The sequence below is a fragment of the Pseudomonas sp. 20-5 genome (assembly GCF_056782835.1).
In genome coordinates this window covers 772,465-787,271 of sequence record NZ_CM165584.1, presented here as the reverse complement: position 1 = coordinate 787,271, position 14,807 = coordinate 772,465, and the positions used below count along the sequence as shown (strand labels likewise).

Here is a 14,807-nt window from a genome sequence, read left to right as displayed (position 1 = left end):
AGTTCCGATTCAGGCCCTGGCAGCGACGATCATGCGGGTTTCCATCGGCAGGTCGACGATCCGCTCCACCGCGAAGCCGCCGCGCCCGAGCAGGTCGACCACCTCCTCGGTGGTGCGGTGACGGCCAGCGCAGGCCATGAACAGGTGCACGTCCCAGAGCACCGACATCGGCGACGGCTCGCTGGCCGAGATGGTCCGCTCGATCACCACCACCCGGCCGTCGCCGGCCATCGCCTCGCGGCAATTGCCGAGCAACCGCAGGCTGGCGGCTTCGTCCAGATCGCCGATGATCCGCGACAGCAGGTAGATATCGCCGTTGGACGGCACCTCTTGCAGCATGTCGCCGCCCACCAGGCTGACGCGCTCCCCTGCCAACAGGCTGGAGAGGTTGTCGCGGGCCACGCCGAGGGAACCCTCGCGGTCGAGCATCACGCCCCGGGCGCTGGGCTCGGCCTGCAGGATGGCCTTGGTCAATTCGCCGGAACCGCCACCGACGTCGACGAAGCTACGCCCGCGGAAATCCAGGAGCCTGGGGATCTCGTGGAAGGCCAGGTTGCTCGCCTTCATCGCCAGCAGGAAGCGCCGGCCGGCATCCGGGCAGCGCTTCAGGTAGCTGTAGAAGTCTTCGCCGAACGCCAGCTCGAAGCCTGGGGTACCGCTGAGCAGCGCCTCGCAGGCGGGCGTCCAGGCGGCGTGGAACTCCTCGCCGTAGAACAGCACCATGTCGCGGAAGGAGCCCTCGACATCCCTCAGCAGGTGGCTGGTGGGGGTATTGGCGTAGCCGTCGCGGGTATCGCCCTGGAAGATCTCGAAGGCCACCAGCAGGCGCATCAGTCGATGGATGCGCTCGGCATCGGAACCGACCGCGGCGGCCAGCGTCTCGTCGCTGTCGATCCCGCTCTCGATCAGATCGGCCAGCCCGAGGCGCGTAGCGACGTAGACGCAACGGGACTTCCATTCCCCGGTAACAACTTGTATCAAATTACGCGCAGCAGCAAGATTCGAATTATTCATCTTTTATTCTCTCTCGTTACACATTTCCGTAACCCGAGAAGTACCCAAGCGCTCTATTTCGCACTTCTTGCCCGCTCGGCGAGAAATACCGCAGAACACCCCGGTTCATTCGGAACTTTGAGAAAAAATGCGCTCATCCCCCGGATCAGCGCTCCCTGGATCTCGTTGCGGAAACAACCCTGGAACTTTCCAACTGCCTGTTCCAGAGCCTTTTCCTGCGTACCGAAAGAATAAAATTACAACTTGGCTACAACCTCCGGCATTGCAGGAAGCATCAGCTTAGCAATCCCGCATACCCTGTCTGGCACCTACCAGATCTTGTAGTTGAGCCGGTACGAGCGTTCTGTGTTTTATGCAATACACATCAGCGACCAGGGATGCTGGCTATTTGAAACACTTCACGGAATGACGCTGAAAGTCTTCGCGACCTCGTCTGTCGCACCTTAACGAAAGCATTGCGAATCCATTACCGACAGGTTTCCAAAAGAAACCCGGGATGAAACTCCTATTGCCTTTCGAAAATTGGAAACGACAGGCGAACATATGTAACGCGAAATTTCACCCTACGTATAAACAATGCGCCCAGCGAATATCGCTCCCTTACCGAGCGACGAACTCCTGCGCGCCAGCGAATAACCGATGCCGCGAGGGAAAAGTTTCTCCGGCATACCTGCAGAGCCCTCTCGGAGGCGGCGCATGAACGGTCAGCGGTACAGGGAAACACCCCTCGACATCGAGCGTCTGCGGCGCCTGAATCGCGCCACGGTGGAGCGCTACATGGCAATGAAGGGGGCCGAACGGTTACAGCGGCACAGCCTGTTCGTCGAGGACGGCTGCGCCGGCAACTGGACCACGGAAAGCGGCGAACCCCTGGTTTTCCGGGGCCATGAGAGCCTCAGGCGGCTCGCCGAGTGGCTCGAGCGCTGCTTCCCCGACTGGGAGTGGCACAACGTGCGGATCTTCGAGACCGAGGATCCGAACCACTTCTGGGTCGAGTGCGACGGGCGCGGCAAGGCGCTGGTCCCGGGGTATCCGCAGGGCTATTGCGAGAACCACTACATCCATTCCTTCGAACTCGAGAACGGCCGGATAAAACGTAATCGCGAGTTCATGAACCCGATACAGAAACTGCGTGCATTGGGAATAGCCGTTCCGCAAATAAAACGTGACGGTATTCCCACTTGAATGACATCTACCGCCAAGGAGCATTGACGATGCCTGATACGACAAATCCAATCGGTTTCACCGATGCCAACGAACTTCGCGAAAAGAATCGCGCCACCGTCGAGAAGTACATGAATACCAAAGGCCAGGATCGCCTGCGCCGCCATGAACTTTTCGTCGAGGACGGCTGTGGCGGTTTATGGACCACCGATACCGGCTCGCCCATCGTCATTCGTGGCAAAGACAAACTTGCGGAACATGCCGTCTGGTCATTGAAGTGCTTTCCCGATTGGGAGTGGTACAACATAAATATATTCGGAACCGACGACCCCAATCATTTCTGGGTCGAATGCGACGGTCACGGCAAGATTCTTTTCCCCGGATATCCCGAAGGTTATTACGAAAACCACTTCCTGCATTCCTTCGAACTTGAAGACGGCAAGATCAAGCGCAACCGCGAATTCATGAACGTCTTCCAACAATTGCGCGCCTTGAGCATTCCGGTCCCGGAAATAAAACGCGAAGGCATTCCCACTTGATCGAAACGATATCTCCTGCCGAAGGGGGACCCACCATGGACGATCTATTGCAACGCGTACGGCGCTGCGAAGCGCTGCAGCAACCCGAATGGGGCGATCCGTCGCGCCTGCGCGACGTGCAGGCGTACCTGCGCGGCAGTCCGGCGCTGATCCGCGCCGGCGACATCCTGGCCCTGCGCGCGACCCTGGCGCGGGTCGCCCGCGGCGAGGCGCTGGTGGTGCAGTGCGGCGACTGCGCCGAGGACATGGACGACCACCATGCCGAGAACGTGGCGCGCAAGGCCGCCGTGCTGGAACTGCTGGCCGGCGCCCTGCGCCTGGCCGGCCGGCGGCCGGTGATCCGCGTCGGGCGCATCGCCGGGCAGTACGCCAAGCCGCGTTCCAAGCCGCACGAGCAGGTCGGCGAGCAGACCCTGCCGGTCTATCGCGGCGACATGGTCAACGGCCGCGAGGCCCATGCCGAGCAGCGCCGGGCCGATCCGCAGCGGATCCTCAAGGGCTATGCGGCGGCGCGCAACATCATGCGCCACCTGGGCTGGGACGCCGCGTCCGGGCAGGAGGCGAATGCCTCGCCGGTCTGGACCAGCCACGAGATGCTGCTGCTCGACTACGAGCTGTCGATGCTGCGCGAGGACGAGCAGCGCCGGGTCTACCTCGGTTCGACCCACTGGCCGTGGATCGGCGAGCGCACCCGCCAGGTCGACGGTGCCCATGTGGCGCTGCTGGCCGAGGTGCTCAACCCGGTGGCCTGCAAGGTCGGCCCGGAGATCGGCCGCGACCAGTTGCTGGCGCTCTGCGAGCGCCTCGATCCGCGCCGCGAGCCGGGGCGCCTGACGCTGATCGCGCGGATGGGCGCGCAGAAGGTCGGCGAGCGCCTGCCGCCGCTGGTGGAGGCGGTGCGCGCGGCCGGGCACCCGGTGATCTGGCTGAGCGACCCGATGCACGGCAACACCATCGTCGCGCCCTGCGGCAACAAGACCCGCCTGGTGCGCAGCATCGCCGAGGAGGTGGCGGCGTTCCGCCTGGCGGTGTCCGGCTCCGGCGGCGTGGCCGCCGGGCTGCACCTGGAGACCACCCCGGACGACGTCACCGAGTGCGTCGCCGATTCCAGCGGCCTGCACCAGGTCAGCCGGCACTACACCAGCCTCTGCGATCCGCGGCTGAACCCCTGGCAGGCGCTCAGCGCGGTGATGGCCTGGTCCGGCGCAGAAGCGATCCCGAGCGCAACCTTCCCCCTGGAGACCGTGGCATGAGCGGCATTCCCGAAATCACCGCCTATCCCTTGCCGACTGCCCAGCAGTTGCCGGCCAACCTGGCGCGCTGGAGCCTGGAGCCGCGGCGCGCGGTGCTGCTGGTGCACGACATGCAGCGCTACTTCCTGCGCCCGCTGCCCGAGAGCCTGCGCGCCGGGCTGGTGGCCAACGCCGCGCGGCTGCGCCGCTGGTGCGTCGAGCAGGGCGTGCAGATCGCCTACACCGCCCAGCCGGGCAGCATGACCGAGGAGCAGCGCGGCCTGCTCAAGGACTTCTGGGGGCCGGGCATGCGCGCCAGTCCGGCCGACCGCGAGGTGGTCGAGGAGCTGGCGCCGGGGCCGGACGACTGGCTGCTGACCAAGTGGCGCTACAGCGCCTTCTTCCACTCCGACCTGCTCCAGCGGATGCGCGCCGCCGGCCGCGACCAGTTGGTGCTGTGCGGCGTATACGCCCACGTCGGGGTGCTGATCTCCACGGTCGACGCCTACTCCAACGACATCCAGCCGTTCCTGGTGGCCGACGCCATCGCCGACTTCAGCGAGGCGCACCACCGCATGGCCCTGGAATACGCCGCCAGCCGCTGCGCGATGGTGGTCACCACCGACGAGGTGCTGGAATGAACGCCCTGCCCACATCGCTGTTGCAGCGCCTGCTCGAACGGCCGGCGCCGTTCGCCTTGCTCTACCGCCCGGAAAGCAATGGCCCGGGCCTGCTCGACGTGATCCGCGGCGAGGCGCTCGAACTGCACGGCCTGGCCGACCTGCCGCTGGACGAGCCCGGCCCGGGCCTGCCGCGCCATGACCTGCTGGCGCTGATTCCCTACCGGCAGATCGCCGAGCGCGGCTTCGAGGCGCTCGACGACGGCACGCCGCTGCTGGCGCTGAAGGTCCTGGAGCAGGAACTGCTGCCGCTGGAGCAGGCCCTGGCGCTGCTGCCGAACCAGGCGCTGGAACTGAGCGAGGAAGGTTTCGACCTCGACGACGAGGCCTACGCCGAAGTGGTCGGGCGGGTCATCGCCGACGAGATCGGTCGCGGCGAAGGCGCCAACTTCGTGATCAAGCGGCGCTTCCAGGCGCGCATCGACGGCTACGCCACGGCCAGCGCGCTGAGTTTCTTCCGCCAGTTGCTGCTGCGCGAGAAGGGCGCCTACTGGACCTTCATCGTCCACACCGGCGAACGCACCCTGGTCGGCGCCTCGCCCGAGCGACACATCAGCGTGCGCGACGGCCTGGCGGTGATGAACCCGATCAGCGGTACCTACCGCTATCCGCCGGCCGGGCCGAACCTGGCCGAGGTCATGGAATTCCTCGACAACCGCAAGGAAGCCGACGAGCTGTACATGGTGGTGGACGAGGAGCTGAAGATGATGGCGCGGATCTGCGAGGACGGCGGCCGGGTGCTCGGTCCCTACCTCAAGGAGATGGCGCACCTGGCGCACACCGAGTACTTCATCGAGGGCCAGACCAACCGCGACGTGCGCGAGGTGCTGCGCGAGACGCTGTTCGCCCCGACCGTCACCGGCAGCCCGCTGGAAAGCGCCTGCCGGGTGATCCGCCGCTACGAGCCGCAGGGTCGCGGCTACTACAGCGGGGTGGCGGCGCTGATCGGCGGCGATGGTCAGGGCGGGCGCACGCTGGACTCGGCGATCCTGATCCGCACCGCCGAGATCGAGAGCGACGGCCGCCTGCGCATCGGCGTCGGCTCAACCATCGTGCGTCACTCCGATCCCCTGGGCGAGGCGGCGGAAAGCCGGGCCAAGGCTTCCGGGCTGATCGCCGCGCTGAAGAGCCAGGCGCCGCAGCGCCTGGGCTCGCACCCGCACGTGGTGGCGGCGCTGGCCAGCCGCAACGCGCCGATCGCCGACTTCTGGCTGCGCGGCGCCAGCGAGCGCCAGCAGTTGCAGGCCGACCTGTCCGGACGCGAGGTGCTGATCGTCGATGCCGAGGACACCTTCACCTCGATGATCGCCAAGCAGCTCAAGTCGCTGGGCCTGACGGTGACCGTGCGCGGCTTCCAGGAGCCGTACTCGTTCGACGGCTACGACCTGGTGATCATGGGCCCCGGCCCGGGCAACCCCACCGAGATCGGCCAGCCGAAGATCGGCCACCTGCACCTGGCCATCCGTTCGCTGCTCAGCGAGCGCCGGCCGTTCCTCGCCGTGTGCCTGAGCCACCAGGTGCTGAGCCTGTGCCTGGGCCTGGACCTGCAACGCCGGCAGGAGCCCAACCAGGGCGTGCAGAAACAGATCGACCTGTTCGGCGCCGCCGAGCGCGTCGGCTTCTACAACACCTTCGCTGCGCGCGCCCTGCAGGACCGCATCGAGATCCCCGAGGTCGGCCCGATCGAGATCAGCCGCGACCGCGAGACCGGCGAGGTCCATGCCCTGCGCGGGCCGCGCTTCGCCTCCATGCAATTCCACCCCGAATCGGTGCTGACCCGCGAGGGTCCACGCATCATCGCCGACCTGCTGCGCCACGCGCTGGTCGAGCGGCGGCCCTGAGCCAGGAGAGCCCATGCACAGATATGTCGTGATAGACGCCTTCGCCAGCGAACCGCTGCAAGGCAACCCGGTGGCGGTGTTCTTCGACTGCGACGACCTCAGCGGCGAGCGCATGCAGCGCATGGCGCGGGAGATGAACCTGTCGGAGAGCACCTTCGTGCTCCGCCCGCAACAGGACGGCGACGCGCGCATCCGCATCTTCACCCCGGTCAACGAACTGCCGTTCGCCGGCCACCCGCTGCTGGGCACCGCCATCGCCCTGGGCGCCGAGACCGACAAGGACAGGCTGTTCCTGGAGACCAGGATGGGCACCGTGCCCTTCGCCCTGGAGCGCCAGGACGGCAAGGTGGTGGCCTGCAGCATGCAGCAGCCGATCCCCACCTGGGAGCACTTCAGCCGCCCGGCCGAGCTGCTCGCCGCCCTCGGCCTGAAGGGCTCGACCTTTCCCATCGAGGTCTACCGCAACGGCCCGCGCCACGTCTTCGTCGGCCTGGAGAGCGTCGCCGCGCTGTCCGCGCTGCACCCCGACCACCGCGCGCTGTGCGACTTCCCGGACCTGGCGGTGAACTGCTTCGCCGGCGCCGGGCGGCACTGGCGCAGCCGCATGTTCTCGCCGGCCTACGGCGTGGTCGAGGACGCCGCCACCGGTTCCGCCGCCGGGCCGCTGGCGATCCACCTGGCGCGCCACCGGCAGATTCCCTACGGGCAGCAGATCGAGATCCTCCAGGGCGTCGAGATCGGCCGGCCGTCGCGCATGTACGCCCGCGCCGAGGGCGCCGGCGAGCGGGTCTCGGCGGTGGAAGTGTCGGGCAACGGCGCGGCCTTCGCCGAAGGCCGGGCCTACCTGTGAACGGGCAGAACGGAGGAACGCCGTGATGGGCGTCAACACGAACATTTCCGAGTCCCTCACCGGGACCATCGAAGCCCCTTTCCCGGAGTTCGAGGCGCCGCCGGCGAACCCCATGGAGGTGCTGCGCAACTGGCTGGAACGCGCCCGCCGCTATGGCGTGCGCGAGCCGCGGGCACTGGCCCTGGCCACGGTCGACGGGCAGGGCCGGCCGTCGACGCGGATCGTGGTGATCGCCGAGTTGGGCGAGCGCGGGGTGGTGTTCGCCACCCACGCCGATAGCCAGAAGGGCCGCGAACTGGCGCAGAACCCCTGGGCCTCGGGGGTGCTGTACTGGCGCGAGAGCAGCCAGCAGATCATCCTCAACGGCCGCGCCGAACGCCTGCCCGACGAGCGCGCCGACGCCCAGTGGCTGAGCCGCCCGTACCAGACCCACCCGATGTCGATCGCCTCGCGGCAGAGCGAAACCCTCGTCGACATCCACGCCCTGCGCGCCGAAGCCCGGCGCCTGGCGGAAACCGACGGCCCGCTGCCGCGCCCGCCGGGCTACTGCCTGTTCGAACTGTGCCTGGAGTCGGTGGAGTTCTGGGGCAACGGCACCGAGCGGCTGCACGAGCGCCTGCGCTACGACCGCGACGAAGGAGGCTGGAAGCACCGCTACCTGCAACCGTGACGACACCGCTGCGCCGACGTTTCACGGCGGATAACCGCAAGCGGTTATTCGCCCTACGCGGCCTCGAAGCCCACCCAACCGCACGCGGTCATGCGTCCCGCGGCCCCGGAGCCGGGTCGTAGGGCGAATAACGCCACCGGCGTTATCCGCCGCTGCGCCGACGTTTCATCGCGGTAAACGGTCATCCATCCCAGCCGAACCCCCATCGATTCGAACACTCGAGAAAAGGAAGCACCCATGAGCGAACCCATCGATATCCTCATCGCCGGCGCCGGCATCGGCGGCCTCAGTTGCGCCCTGGCCCTGCACCAGGCCGGCATCGGCAAGGTCACGCTGCTGGAAAGCAGCAGCGAGATACGCCCCCTTGGCGTCGGCATCAATATCCAGCCGGCGGCGGTCGAGGCCCTTGCCGAACTGGGCCTCGGCCCGGCGCTGGCGGCCACCGCCATCCCCACCCACGAGCTGCGCTACATCGACCAGAGCGGCGCCACGGTATGGTCCGAGCCGCGCGGGGTGGAAGCCGGCAACGCCTATCCGCAGTACTCGATCCATCGCGGCGAACTGCAGATGATCCTGCTCGCCGCGGTGCGCGAGCGCCTCGGCCAACAGGCGGTACGCACCGGTCTCGGCGTGGAGCGTATCGAGGAGCGCGACGGCCGCGTGCTGATCGGCGCCCGCGACGGACACGGCAAGCCCCAGGCGCTCGGTGCCGATGTGCTGGTCGGCGCCGACGGCATCCATTCGGCGGTCCGCGCGCACCTGCATCCCGACCAGGGGCCGCTGTCCCACGGTGGGATCACCATGTGGCGCGGCGTCACCGAGTTCGACCGCTTCCTCGACGGCAAGACCATGATCGTCGCCAACGACGAGCACTGGTCGCGCCTGGTCGCCTATCCGATCTCGGCGCGTCACGCGGCCGAAGGCAAGTCGCTGGTGAACTGGGTGTGCATGGTGCCAAGCGCCGCCGTCGGCCAGCTCGACAACGAGGCCGACTGGAACCGCGACGGGCGCCTGGAGGACGTGCTGCCGTTCTTCGCCGACTGGGACCTGGGCTGGTTCGACATCCGCGACCTGCTGACCCGCAACCAGTTGATCCTGCAGTACCCGATGGTAGACCGCGATCCGCTGCCGCACTGGGGCCGGGGACGCATCACCCTGCTCGGCGACGCCGCCCACCTGATGTATCCGATGGGCGCCAACGGCGCTTCGCAAGCAATCCTCGACGGCATCGAGCTGGCCGCCGCGCTGGCGCGCAACGCCGACGTGGCCGCAGCCCTGCGCGAATACGAAGAAGCGCGGCGGCCGACCGCCAACAAGATCATCCTGGCCAACCGAGAACGGGAAAAAGAGGAATGGGCCGCCGCTTCGCGACCGAAGACCGAGAAGAGCGCGGCGCTGGAAGCGATCACCGGCAGCTACCGCAACCAGGTGGAACGGCCACGCTAGCAACACCGGGCAGGCCACCGCGCCTGCCCTCTCCCGCCTCTCCCGTCCGCGGGAGAGGAGGCATCCGTGCGGGTGCCGGGCGCTGCGCGCCTATCGGCAGCGCCTCAGGCCTCTTCCGCCCGCCCCTTCCACTCCCCGCGCCCCTCGCCGGCCTGCAGGCGCAGGGCGAGCAACAGGGCCAGCACCGCCAGGGCGCTGCCGGTGAGGAAGCCGCCGGCATAGCCGATCTGCGCGGTGAGGCTGACCAGGAACGAAGACGCCAGCATCTCACCGAGGTCTCGGGTGCTCTGCACCGCGGTGACATCGGTGCCGGCCTGGCCGCCCTGGCCGGCGAAGCGCATCGCCGCGGTGAGGATCGCCACCGAGGTGATGCCGGTAGCCAGCGAGCCGATCAGCACGCAGGTCCACGCCAATCCTTCGCTCAGTGCCAACCAGCGACCGGCCTGCAGATACCAGAGCAGCGCCGAACAACCGGCGAGCACCACGCCAAGGGCGAAACCGCGCCACAGGCCGATCCGCCTGACCAGCCAGGCGCCGCCGCCGCAGCCGAGGAATACCGTGACCAGGCCACCGCTCATGCCCAGCCGGCCGATGTCCTGCAAGGCCCAGCCGGCATCGCTGAGGTACAGCTTGGACAGGCCGAAGCCGGATACCGCGGTCATCGCCGACAGCAGTGCCAGCGCCAGCAGCGAAGGCGCCAGCGGCCGACGCAGGAAGCGCAGCAGGCTGGCCTTGGCGGCCGGTGCCGGGGGGAGTTCGTGGGGGTCGCCGCGCCCCAGGGCGAGCACGCAGCACAGGCTTGCCAGCGGCACGCAGGCCATGACCAGGAACGCCGCGCGCTGGCCGAAATGCCCGGCGAGGATCAGGCTGCCGGCACCGCCGCCGAAGAAGCCGATCATCACCCCGGCGATCTGTACCGCGTTGACCTTGGCCAGCAGCTCGCCGCTGAAGTGCTCCGCCGCCATGCCGTCGGTGGCGATGTCCTGGGTCGCGCTGGCCAGCGAAGCCAGCGCCAGCAGGCCGACCGCCCAACCGGCACTGGCCACGCCGAGGCCGAGCGTCGCCAGGCCGAGCAGGCAGGCGAGGACGATGCATTGCATCGGCAGGATCCAGCTACGCCGCCGGCCGAGACGGCGCGACCAATGGTTGTCGACCCAGGGCGCCCAGAGGAACTTGACCACCCAGGGCAGCCCCACCAGGGGCAGGAAGGCCAGCGCCTGCAATGGCGCGCCATCCTGGCGCAGGAGGGTGGGCAGGGCGTCCATGGCCAGGCCGATGGGAATGCCCTGGGACAGGTAGAGCAACGCCAGGGTGATGACCAGGCGGCGGTGGCGATACAGCTCAAGCATGGTGGTCTCCGGTGACACGGGGGTGGGCGGGTGGCGCGGCGGCGCGCGCCTGCATCCAGGCGTGCCGGATGAGCAGCGCGCCGCAGAGGATCAGGGTGAGGTCGGGGCCCAGGGCCGGCAGCCGGCCGCGCATGAGCCAGGGCGCCAGGTGCGCGACGGCGGCCGCCAGGCAGGCCAGCCCGGCGACGCCGAGCAACCCGCGCGCCAGCGGCCAGTCGCCCGGCAGCAGCAACGCCGCCAGGCCAGCGGCGGCCCACAGGACAAGGAACAGCCGCCCCGGCCAGGGTCCGGCGAGTAGCTCCGAGGGCGCGAGTTGCAGCCCCAGCAGGAGCAACGCGGCCGCCGCCACCAGGCCGGCACAGAAACCCTGGCTCAGGCGCTGCAAGAGCCGTACGCGGGCGTCCGGCGCCGAGGCGCGTCGTTGCAGCCACAGGTACAGGCCGCTGGCGCAGAGCAGGCAGGCGCCGAGGCCCATCGCCAGGTGCAGGCCGCGCAACGCGGCGGACCAGCCCGGCCCGAGCCACTGGTACTGGGCGAAATGCAACGGCTGCACGGCGATGAAGGCGCGCAGCCAGAAACCGCGCTGCGCCGAGCTGCGCTCGCCGAGCAGGGTGCCGTCGGCCAGCCGATAGCGGTGCCGCTCGAAGTTCGCGGTGCTCGGCAGGCCACGCCGGATACCGGCGATCTCCACGCTGCCGGCGACATCCCCGGCATGACTGAGGCTCAAACGCTGGGCGACGAAGCCGGGCGCCCGCACGGCATCGCCGGCAAGCAGGCGGTCGAGATCGATGCGGGACGCCAATGGCCGCCCCTCGGCGGCGGGCGGCGGCGGTCCCATCAACTCGACGAATACCCGGTTCGGTTCCTGCGGGTAGGCCACCGGCGCCAGCAGCAGGGTCCCGAGAGCGCCCAGCCCGCTGAGCGCGCCGGTGAAACCGAACAACAGCAGCCAGGGCAGTCCCCAGATGCCGATCAGGCCATGCAGGTCGAACAGCGCCAGGCGCAGCCCGCGATCCCGCCGCCAACGCCGCAGGTCGCGCCAGCGGCGGCTGTGCAGCAGCACGCCGGCCAGGCACAGCAGCAACAGCGATACGCCGAACAGGCTGACCAGCACCCGCCCGGGGAAGCCGACGAACAGGCTCTTGTGCAGGTTCAGCAGGAGGTCCAGCGCCGGCATCGGTGGCAGCACCCGGCCGCTGGCCGGGTCGAGGTCCAGCCGGCAGTCCAGGCGCGCATCGCAGACGCTGAAGGCGGCATGGCCGGGAGCGGGCAGCAGCAGGGTCGCATCGCGGATGTCGACGCCTTCCTCGCCCGCCCGTTCGAGTAGGCGCTCCAGCGCAAGGGCTTCTCCTCCCGCCTGCGCCGGGGCCCGCAGCCACTCGCGCAGGTCGTCGTGGCCAAGACTCCAGGCGCCACTGAACAGCACCACGAACAGCAGCACGCCGAACAGCGCGCCGGCGCCACCGTGCAGCGAGAGCAGGAGAGGACGCGCCGCCACTTCAACCGCGCCCCGCCAGCAGCCACAACGCCAGGCCCAGTGCCAGCAGGCTACCGCCCAGGCGCCAGGCGAAGTTGCCCGGATCACGCGCCAGCAACCCGCCGACAAGCAGCAACAAGCCCACCCCGAGCGCGCCGAAGAGCCCGGCGTAGAGACGCTCGAGCGGGTCGTCCAGGGGCAGCCCGCGAGTCAACAGATAGCCGCTGGCGGTCGCCGCCGCCAGGCTGCCGGCGAGCGCCAGCGGAACCCGCCAGGCCCAGCCGAAGCCCGACTGGCGCGGCATCAGAACGCGCCCCGCAGGCTGACGTTGAAGCTGCGCGGTTCGCCGTAGCGGTTGTTCCAGTTGGGGTTGGACAGGCTCTGGTAGTAGGTCCGGTCGAACAGGTTGTTGACGTTGACCGCCGCCGTCCAGTGCTCGTCGATCTTGTAGCCCAGGCGCATGTTGACCAGTGCGTAGCCGCCCTGGCGCATGCTCACGCCGCGGTAGTCGACGCTGTAGTCGCTCTGCGCCTGGAGTCCGCCGCCGACGCTCCAGCGCCGATCCTGCCAGGGCAGGTCGTAGTTGCTCCACAGGCGCAGCAGGTGCCTCGGGGTGAAGGTGGAGTAGCGCGTCCCCGAGTCGTTCTGGCTGTCCTTGAGGTACTCGGTGCTGGTGTAGGTGTAGCCGGCCGAGAGACTCCAGTAGGGCGTCAGGTAGCCAGTGCCTTCCAGCTCGAAGCCCTGGCTGCGCACCTTGCCGCCGCTGATGTAGAACGGATTGTTGGGCGGCCCCGGATGGTCCGGGTCTTCCTGCGGATTGTTCTCCAGGTCGATGCGGAACGCCGCCAGCGACAGGTTCAGGCGGCCGTCGGCCAGTTCGCCCTTGATCCCGGTTTCGTAGGTCTTGCCTTCCACCGGGCTCAGCGGCTCGCTGTTCCAGGTCTGGCGATCCGCCTGCGGCTGGTAGACCTCGGCGTAGCTGACATACCACGACCAGTCCCTGGCGAAGTCCCAGATCAGCCCGCCGTAGGGCGTGAACTGGCGACCGGGCTTGAAGCGGGTGGCCGGGGTGTCCTGGTCCCACCAGCTTTCGCGGCCGCCGACCACCAGGGTCAGCGGCTCGGCGAGCTTGATCCGGCCCAGGGCATAGAGGCCTTTCTGGGTGGTGGTGGTGGTGCCCGGCGAAGTGTACTGGCCGATCTGCGGGCGCGGCACACCGTGCGGGTCCCAGCGGTAGACATTGACCGGGGTGTTCGGCAGGTTGAGGAAGCGTGCGGTGTCCTGGCGGGTCTCGCCCTGGGCGTAGGTGACCCCACCGAGCAGTTCGTGGGTCAGGCCGAACAGTCGCACCGGCCCATTGAGGTTGGCGTCGAGGCTGCGCTGGATGCTCTTGAACTTGTAGGCGGCGCCCGTCAGCTGGCCACCGTCGCCGGTCTGCGGGTCGATGGCGCCGAAGGAGCCGGCGTAACGCAGGCGCGAATCGGCTTCCTGGTATTCGGCGCTGACCTTGCCTTTCCAGCCGCCGCCCAGTTGCTGTTCGAGGGAGCCGAAGGCGCGGTAGGTGTCCCACTTGAAGCGGTCCCAGTCGACATCGAGGTAGGTGTCGCGGGACAGCCCGAGATTGGACCCATCCTTGGCCATCGGTACCCCGGCCATGTTGGTGATCGAGTCGATGTGCTGGTATTGCGCACCGACGGTGAGCAGGGTGTCGGGGCTCAGGTCGAACTCGGTCACCCCGTAGAGCAGGCGGGTGCCCTGGTCGGCCACGTCGTAGAAGTAGTCGCGGTCCTCGTAGGCGGCCACCGCTCGGCCGCGCACGTTGCCGCTGGCGCTCAGCGGGCCGCCGACGTCGACCTCGGCGCGGTAGCGGTCCCAGCGCCCGGCGCTGAGGGTAGTGCTGGCGGCGAATTCGCGCTGCGGCCGCTTGCGCACCAGGTTGACGGTGGCCGCCGGGTTGCCGGTGCCATGCAGCAGTCCGTTGGAGCCGCGAAGGATCTCGACCCGCTCGTAGATCGCCATGTCCTGCGGCGAACTGGCAGTATTGCCAAGCAGCGCCGGCACCCCGTCCAGCTCGAAGGAGTCGACCTTGAAGCCGCGCACGTAGTAGGCGGTGGTCAGCAGCTGGAACGGCTGCACGGTGACCCCGGTGGCCTGCTGCATGGCTTCGTCGAGGCTGAACAGATTCTGCTGTTCGAGGCGCTCATGGTCGATGACGCTGGCGGACTGCGGCAGCTCGCGCGGCTTGAGCGGCACCTTGCCCAGGGTAGTCACCCCCGGCGGCTGGGTGGCAGACGTGCTTTCTCCGCTGATCACCATGTCCGGCAGTTCCGTCTCGCCGTCCTTGCGCGCGTCGGCCACGGCCGCGGCCAGCGGACTCAGCGCCAGCAGCAGCCCCAGGCACAACGGGGTGTGCCGATTGCGGGCGATGCCCTGGCGTCCCTTGATCACCTTCGTCTCCGTTTTCATCGTTCGAACAGCCTCGGGGGATATACGATTTGATAATGCTTATCATTATGAAGAAATCGTCTCCGGGGCTTTTTCGATT

General features: G+C 68.2%; 13 protein-coding genes. 8 read left to right on the top strand and 5 right to left on the bottom strand.

The genetic code is table 11. From position 1 onward, the window contains the following. Positions 1–9 precede the first annotated feature (9 nt). Positions 10–1,014 (bottom strand): phenazine-1-carboxylate N-methyltransferase PhzM, encoded by a 1,005-nt coding sequence (phzM, locus tag AC1RB9_RS03740; RefSeq protein ID WP_003093617.1) that lies wholly within the window; start codon positions 1,012–1,014, stop codon positions 10–12. A gap of 696 nt (positions 1,015–1,710) precedes the next feature. On the opposite strand from phzM (AC1RB9_RS03740), the gene phzA reads away from it, so the two are divergent. The 8 genes from phzA (at position 1,711) to phzM (AC1RB9_RS03700) (ending at position 9,436) form a co-directional block, all read left to right on the top strand. Continuing rightward, positions 1,711–2,199, top strand: coding sequence for a phenazine biosynthesis protein PhzA (gene phzA, locus AC1RB9_RS03735; RefSeq protein ID WP_003114729.1), 489 nt, complete (start codon positions 1,711–1,713; stop codon positions 2,197–2,199). A 29-nt stretch (positions 2,200–2,228) separates the two neighbouring features. Then, positions 2,229–2,717, top strand: a complete 489-nt coding sequence (gene phzB / locus AC1RB9_RS03730; RefSeq protein ID WP_003123955.1) for a phenazine biosynthesis protein PhzB — start codon at positions 2,229–2,231, stop codon at positions 2,715–2,717. Positions 2,718–2,752: 35 nt separating this feature from the next. Further along, the gene (gene phzC, locus AC1RB9_RS03725; RefSeq protein WP_003093621.1) at positions 2,753–3,970 is read left to right on the top strand and encodes a phenazine biosynthesis protein PhzC; all 1,218 of its coding nucleotides are present in this window, start codon (positions 2,753–2,755) and stop codon (positions 3,968–3,970) included. Next, positions 3,967–4,590, top strand: a complete 624-nt coding sequence (gene phzD, locus AC1RB9_RS03720; RefSeq protein WP_003093625.1) for a phenazine biosynthesis protein PhzD — start codon at positions 3,967–3,969, stop codon at positions 4,588–4,590. The genes phzC and phzD overlap by 4 nt, the downstream gene beginning before the upstream one ends. Next, positions 4,587–6,470 (top strand): phenazine biosynthesis protein PhzE, encoded by a 1,884-nt coding sequence (gene phzE, locus AC1RB9_RS03715; RefSeq protein ID WP_003460078.1) that lies wholly within the window; start codon positions 4,587–4,589, stop codon positions 6,468–6,470. The genes phzD and phzE overlap by 4 nt, the downstream gene beginning before the upstream one ends. Positions 6,471–6,483: 13 nt before the next feature. Then, complete coding sequence (gene phzF / locus AC1RB9_RS03710) at positions 6,484–7,320, top strand: phenazine biosynthesis protein PhzF (RefSeq protein WP_003093628.1); 837 nt, start codon at positions 6,484–6,486, stop codon at positions 7,318–7,320. A 25-nt stretch (positions 7,321–7,345) separates the two neighbouring features. Beyond that, positions 7,346–7,990 (top strand): phenazine biosynthesis FMN-dependent oxidase PhzG, encoded by a 645-nt coding sequence (phzG, locus tag AC1RB9_RS03705; protein WP_096259190.1) that lies wholly within the window; start codon positions 7,346–7,348, stop codon positions 7,988–7,990. 237 nt (positions 7,991–8,227) lie between these two features. Then, positions 8,228–9,436: a pyocyanin biosynthetic protein PhzM gene (gene phzM / locus AC1RB9_RS03700; RefSeq protein ID WP_003142876.1), complete on the top strand. Its 1,209-nt coding sequence runs from the start codon at positions 8,228–8,230 to the stop codon at positions 9,434–9,436. Positions 9,437–9,540: 104 nt separating this feature from the next. On the opposite strand, the gene AC1RB9_RS03695 is transcribed toward phzM (AC1RB9_RS03700), so the two are convergent. Genes AC1RB9_RS03695 through fptA form a run of 4 tightly spaced genes read right to left on the bottom strand, consistent with a single transcriptional unit; the run spans position 9,541 to position 14,728 of the window. After that, the gene (locus AC1RB9_RS03695; protein ID WP_003121872.1) at positions 9,541–10,785 is read right to left on the bottom strand and encodes a RhtX/FptX family siderophore transporter; all 1,245 of its coding nucleotides are present in this window, start codon (positions 10,783–10,785) and stop codon (positions 9,541–9,543) included. Further along, complete coding sequence (locus tag AC1RB9_RS03690) at positions 10,778–12,283, bottom strand: PepSY-associated TM helix domain-containing protein (protein ID WP_003115084.1); 1,506 nt, start codon at positions 12,281–12,283, stop codon at positions 10,778–10,780. The genes AC1RB9_RS03695 and AC1RB9_RS03690 overlap by 8 nt, the downstream gene beginning before the upstream one ends. A gap of 1 nt (position 12,284) precedes the next feature. Next, entirely contained in the window at positions 12,285–12,566 is a 282-nt protein-coding gene (locus tag AC1RB9_RS03685) for a hypothetical protein (protein WP_003121870.1), read from the bottom strand. Continuing rightward, on the bottom strand, positions 12,566–14,728 hold the full coding sequence (gene fptA, locus AC1RB9_RS03680; protein ID WP_003118950.1) for a Fe(3+)-pyochelin receptor FptA: 2,163 nt from the start codon (positions 14,726–14,728) through the stop codon (positions 12,566–12,568). Before fptA ends, AC1RB9_RS03685 begins: the two co-directional genes overlap by 1 nt. Positions 14,729–14,807: the final 79 nt, after the last annotated feature.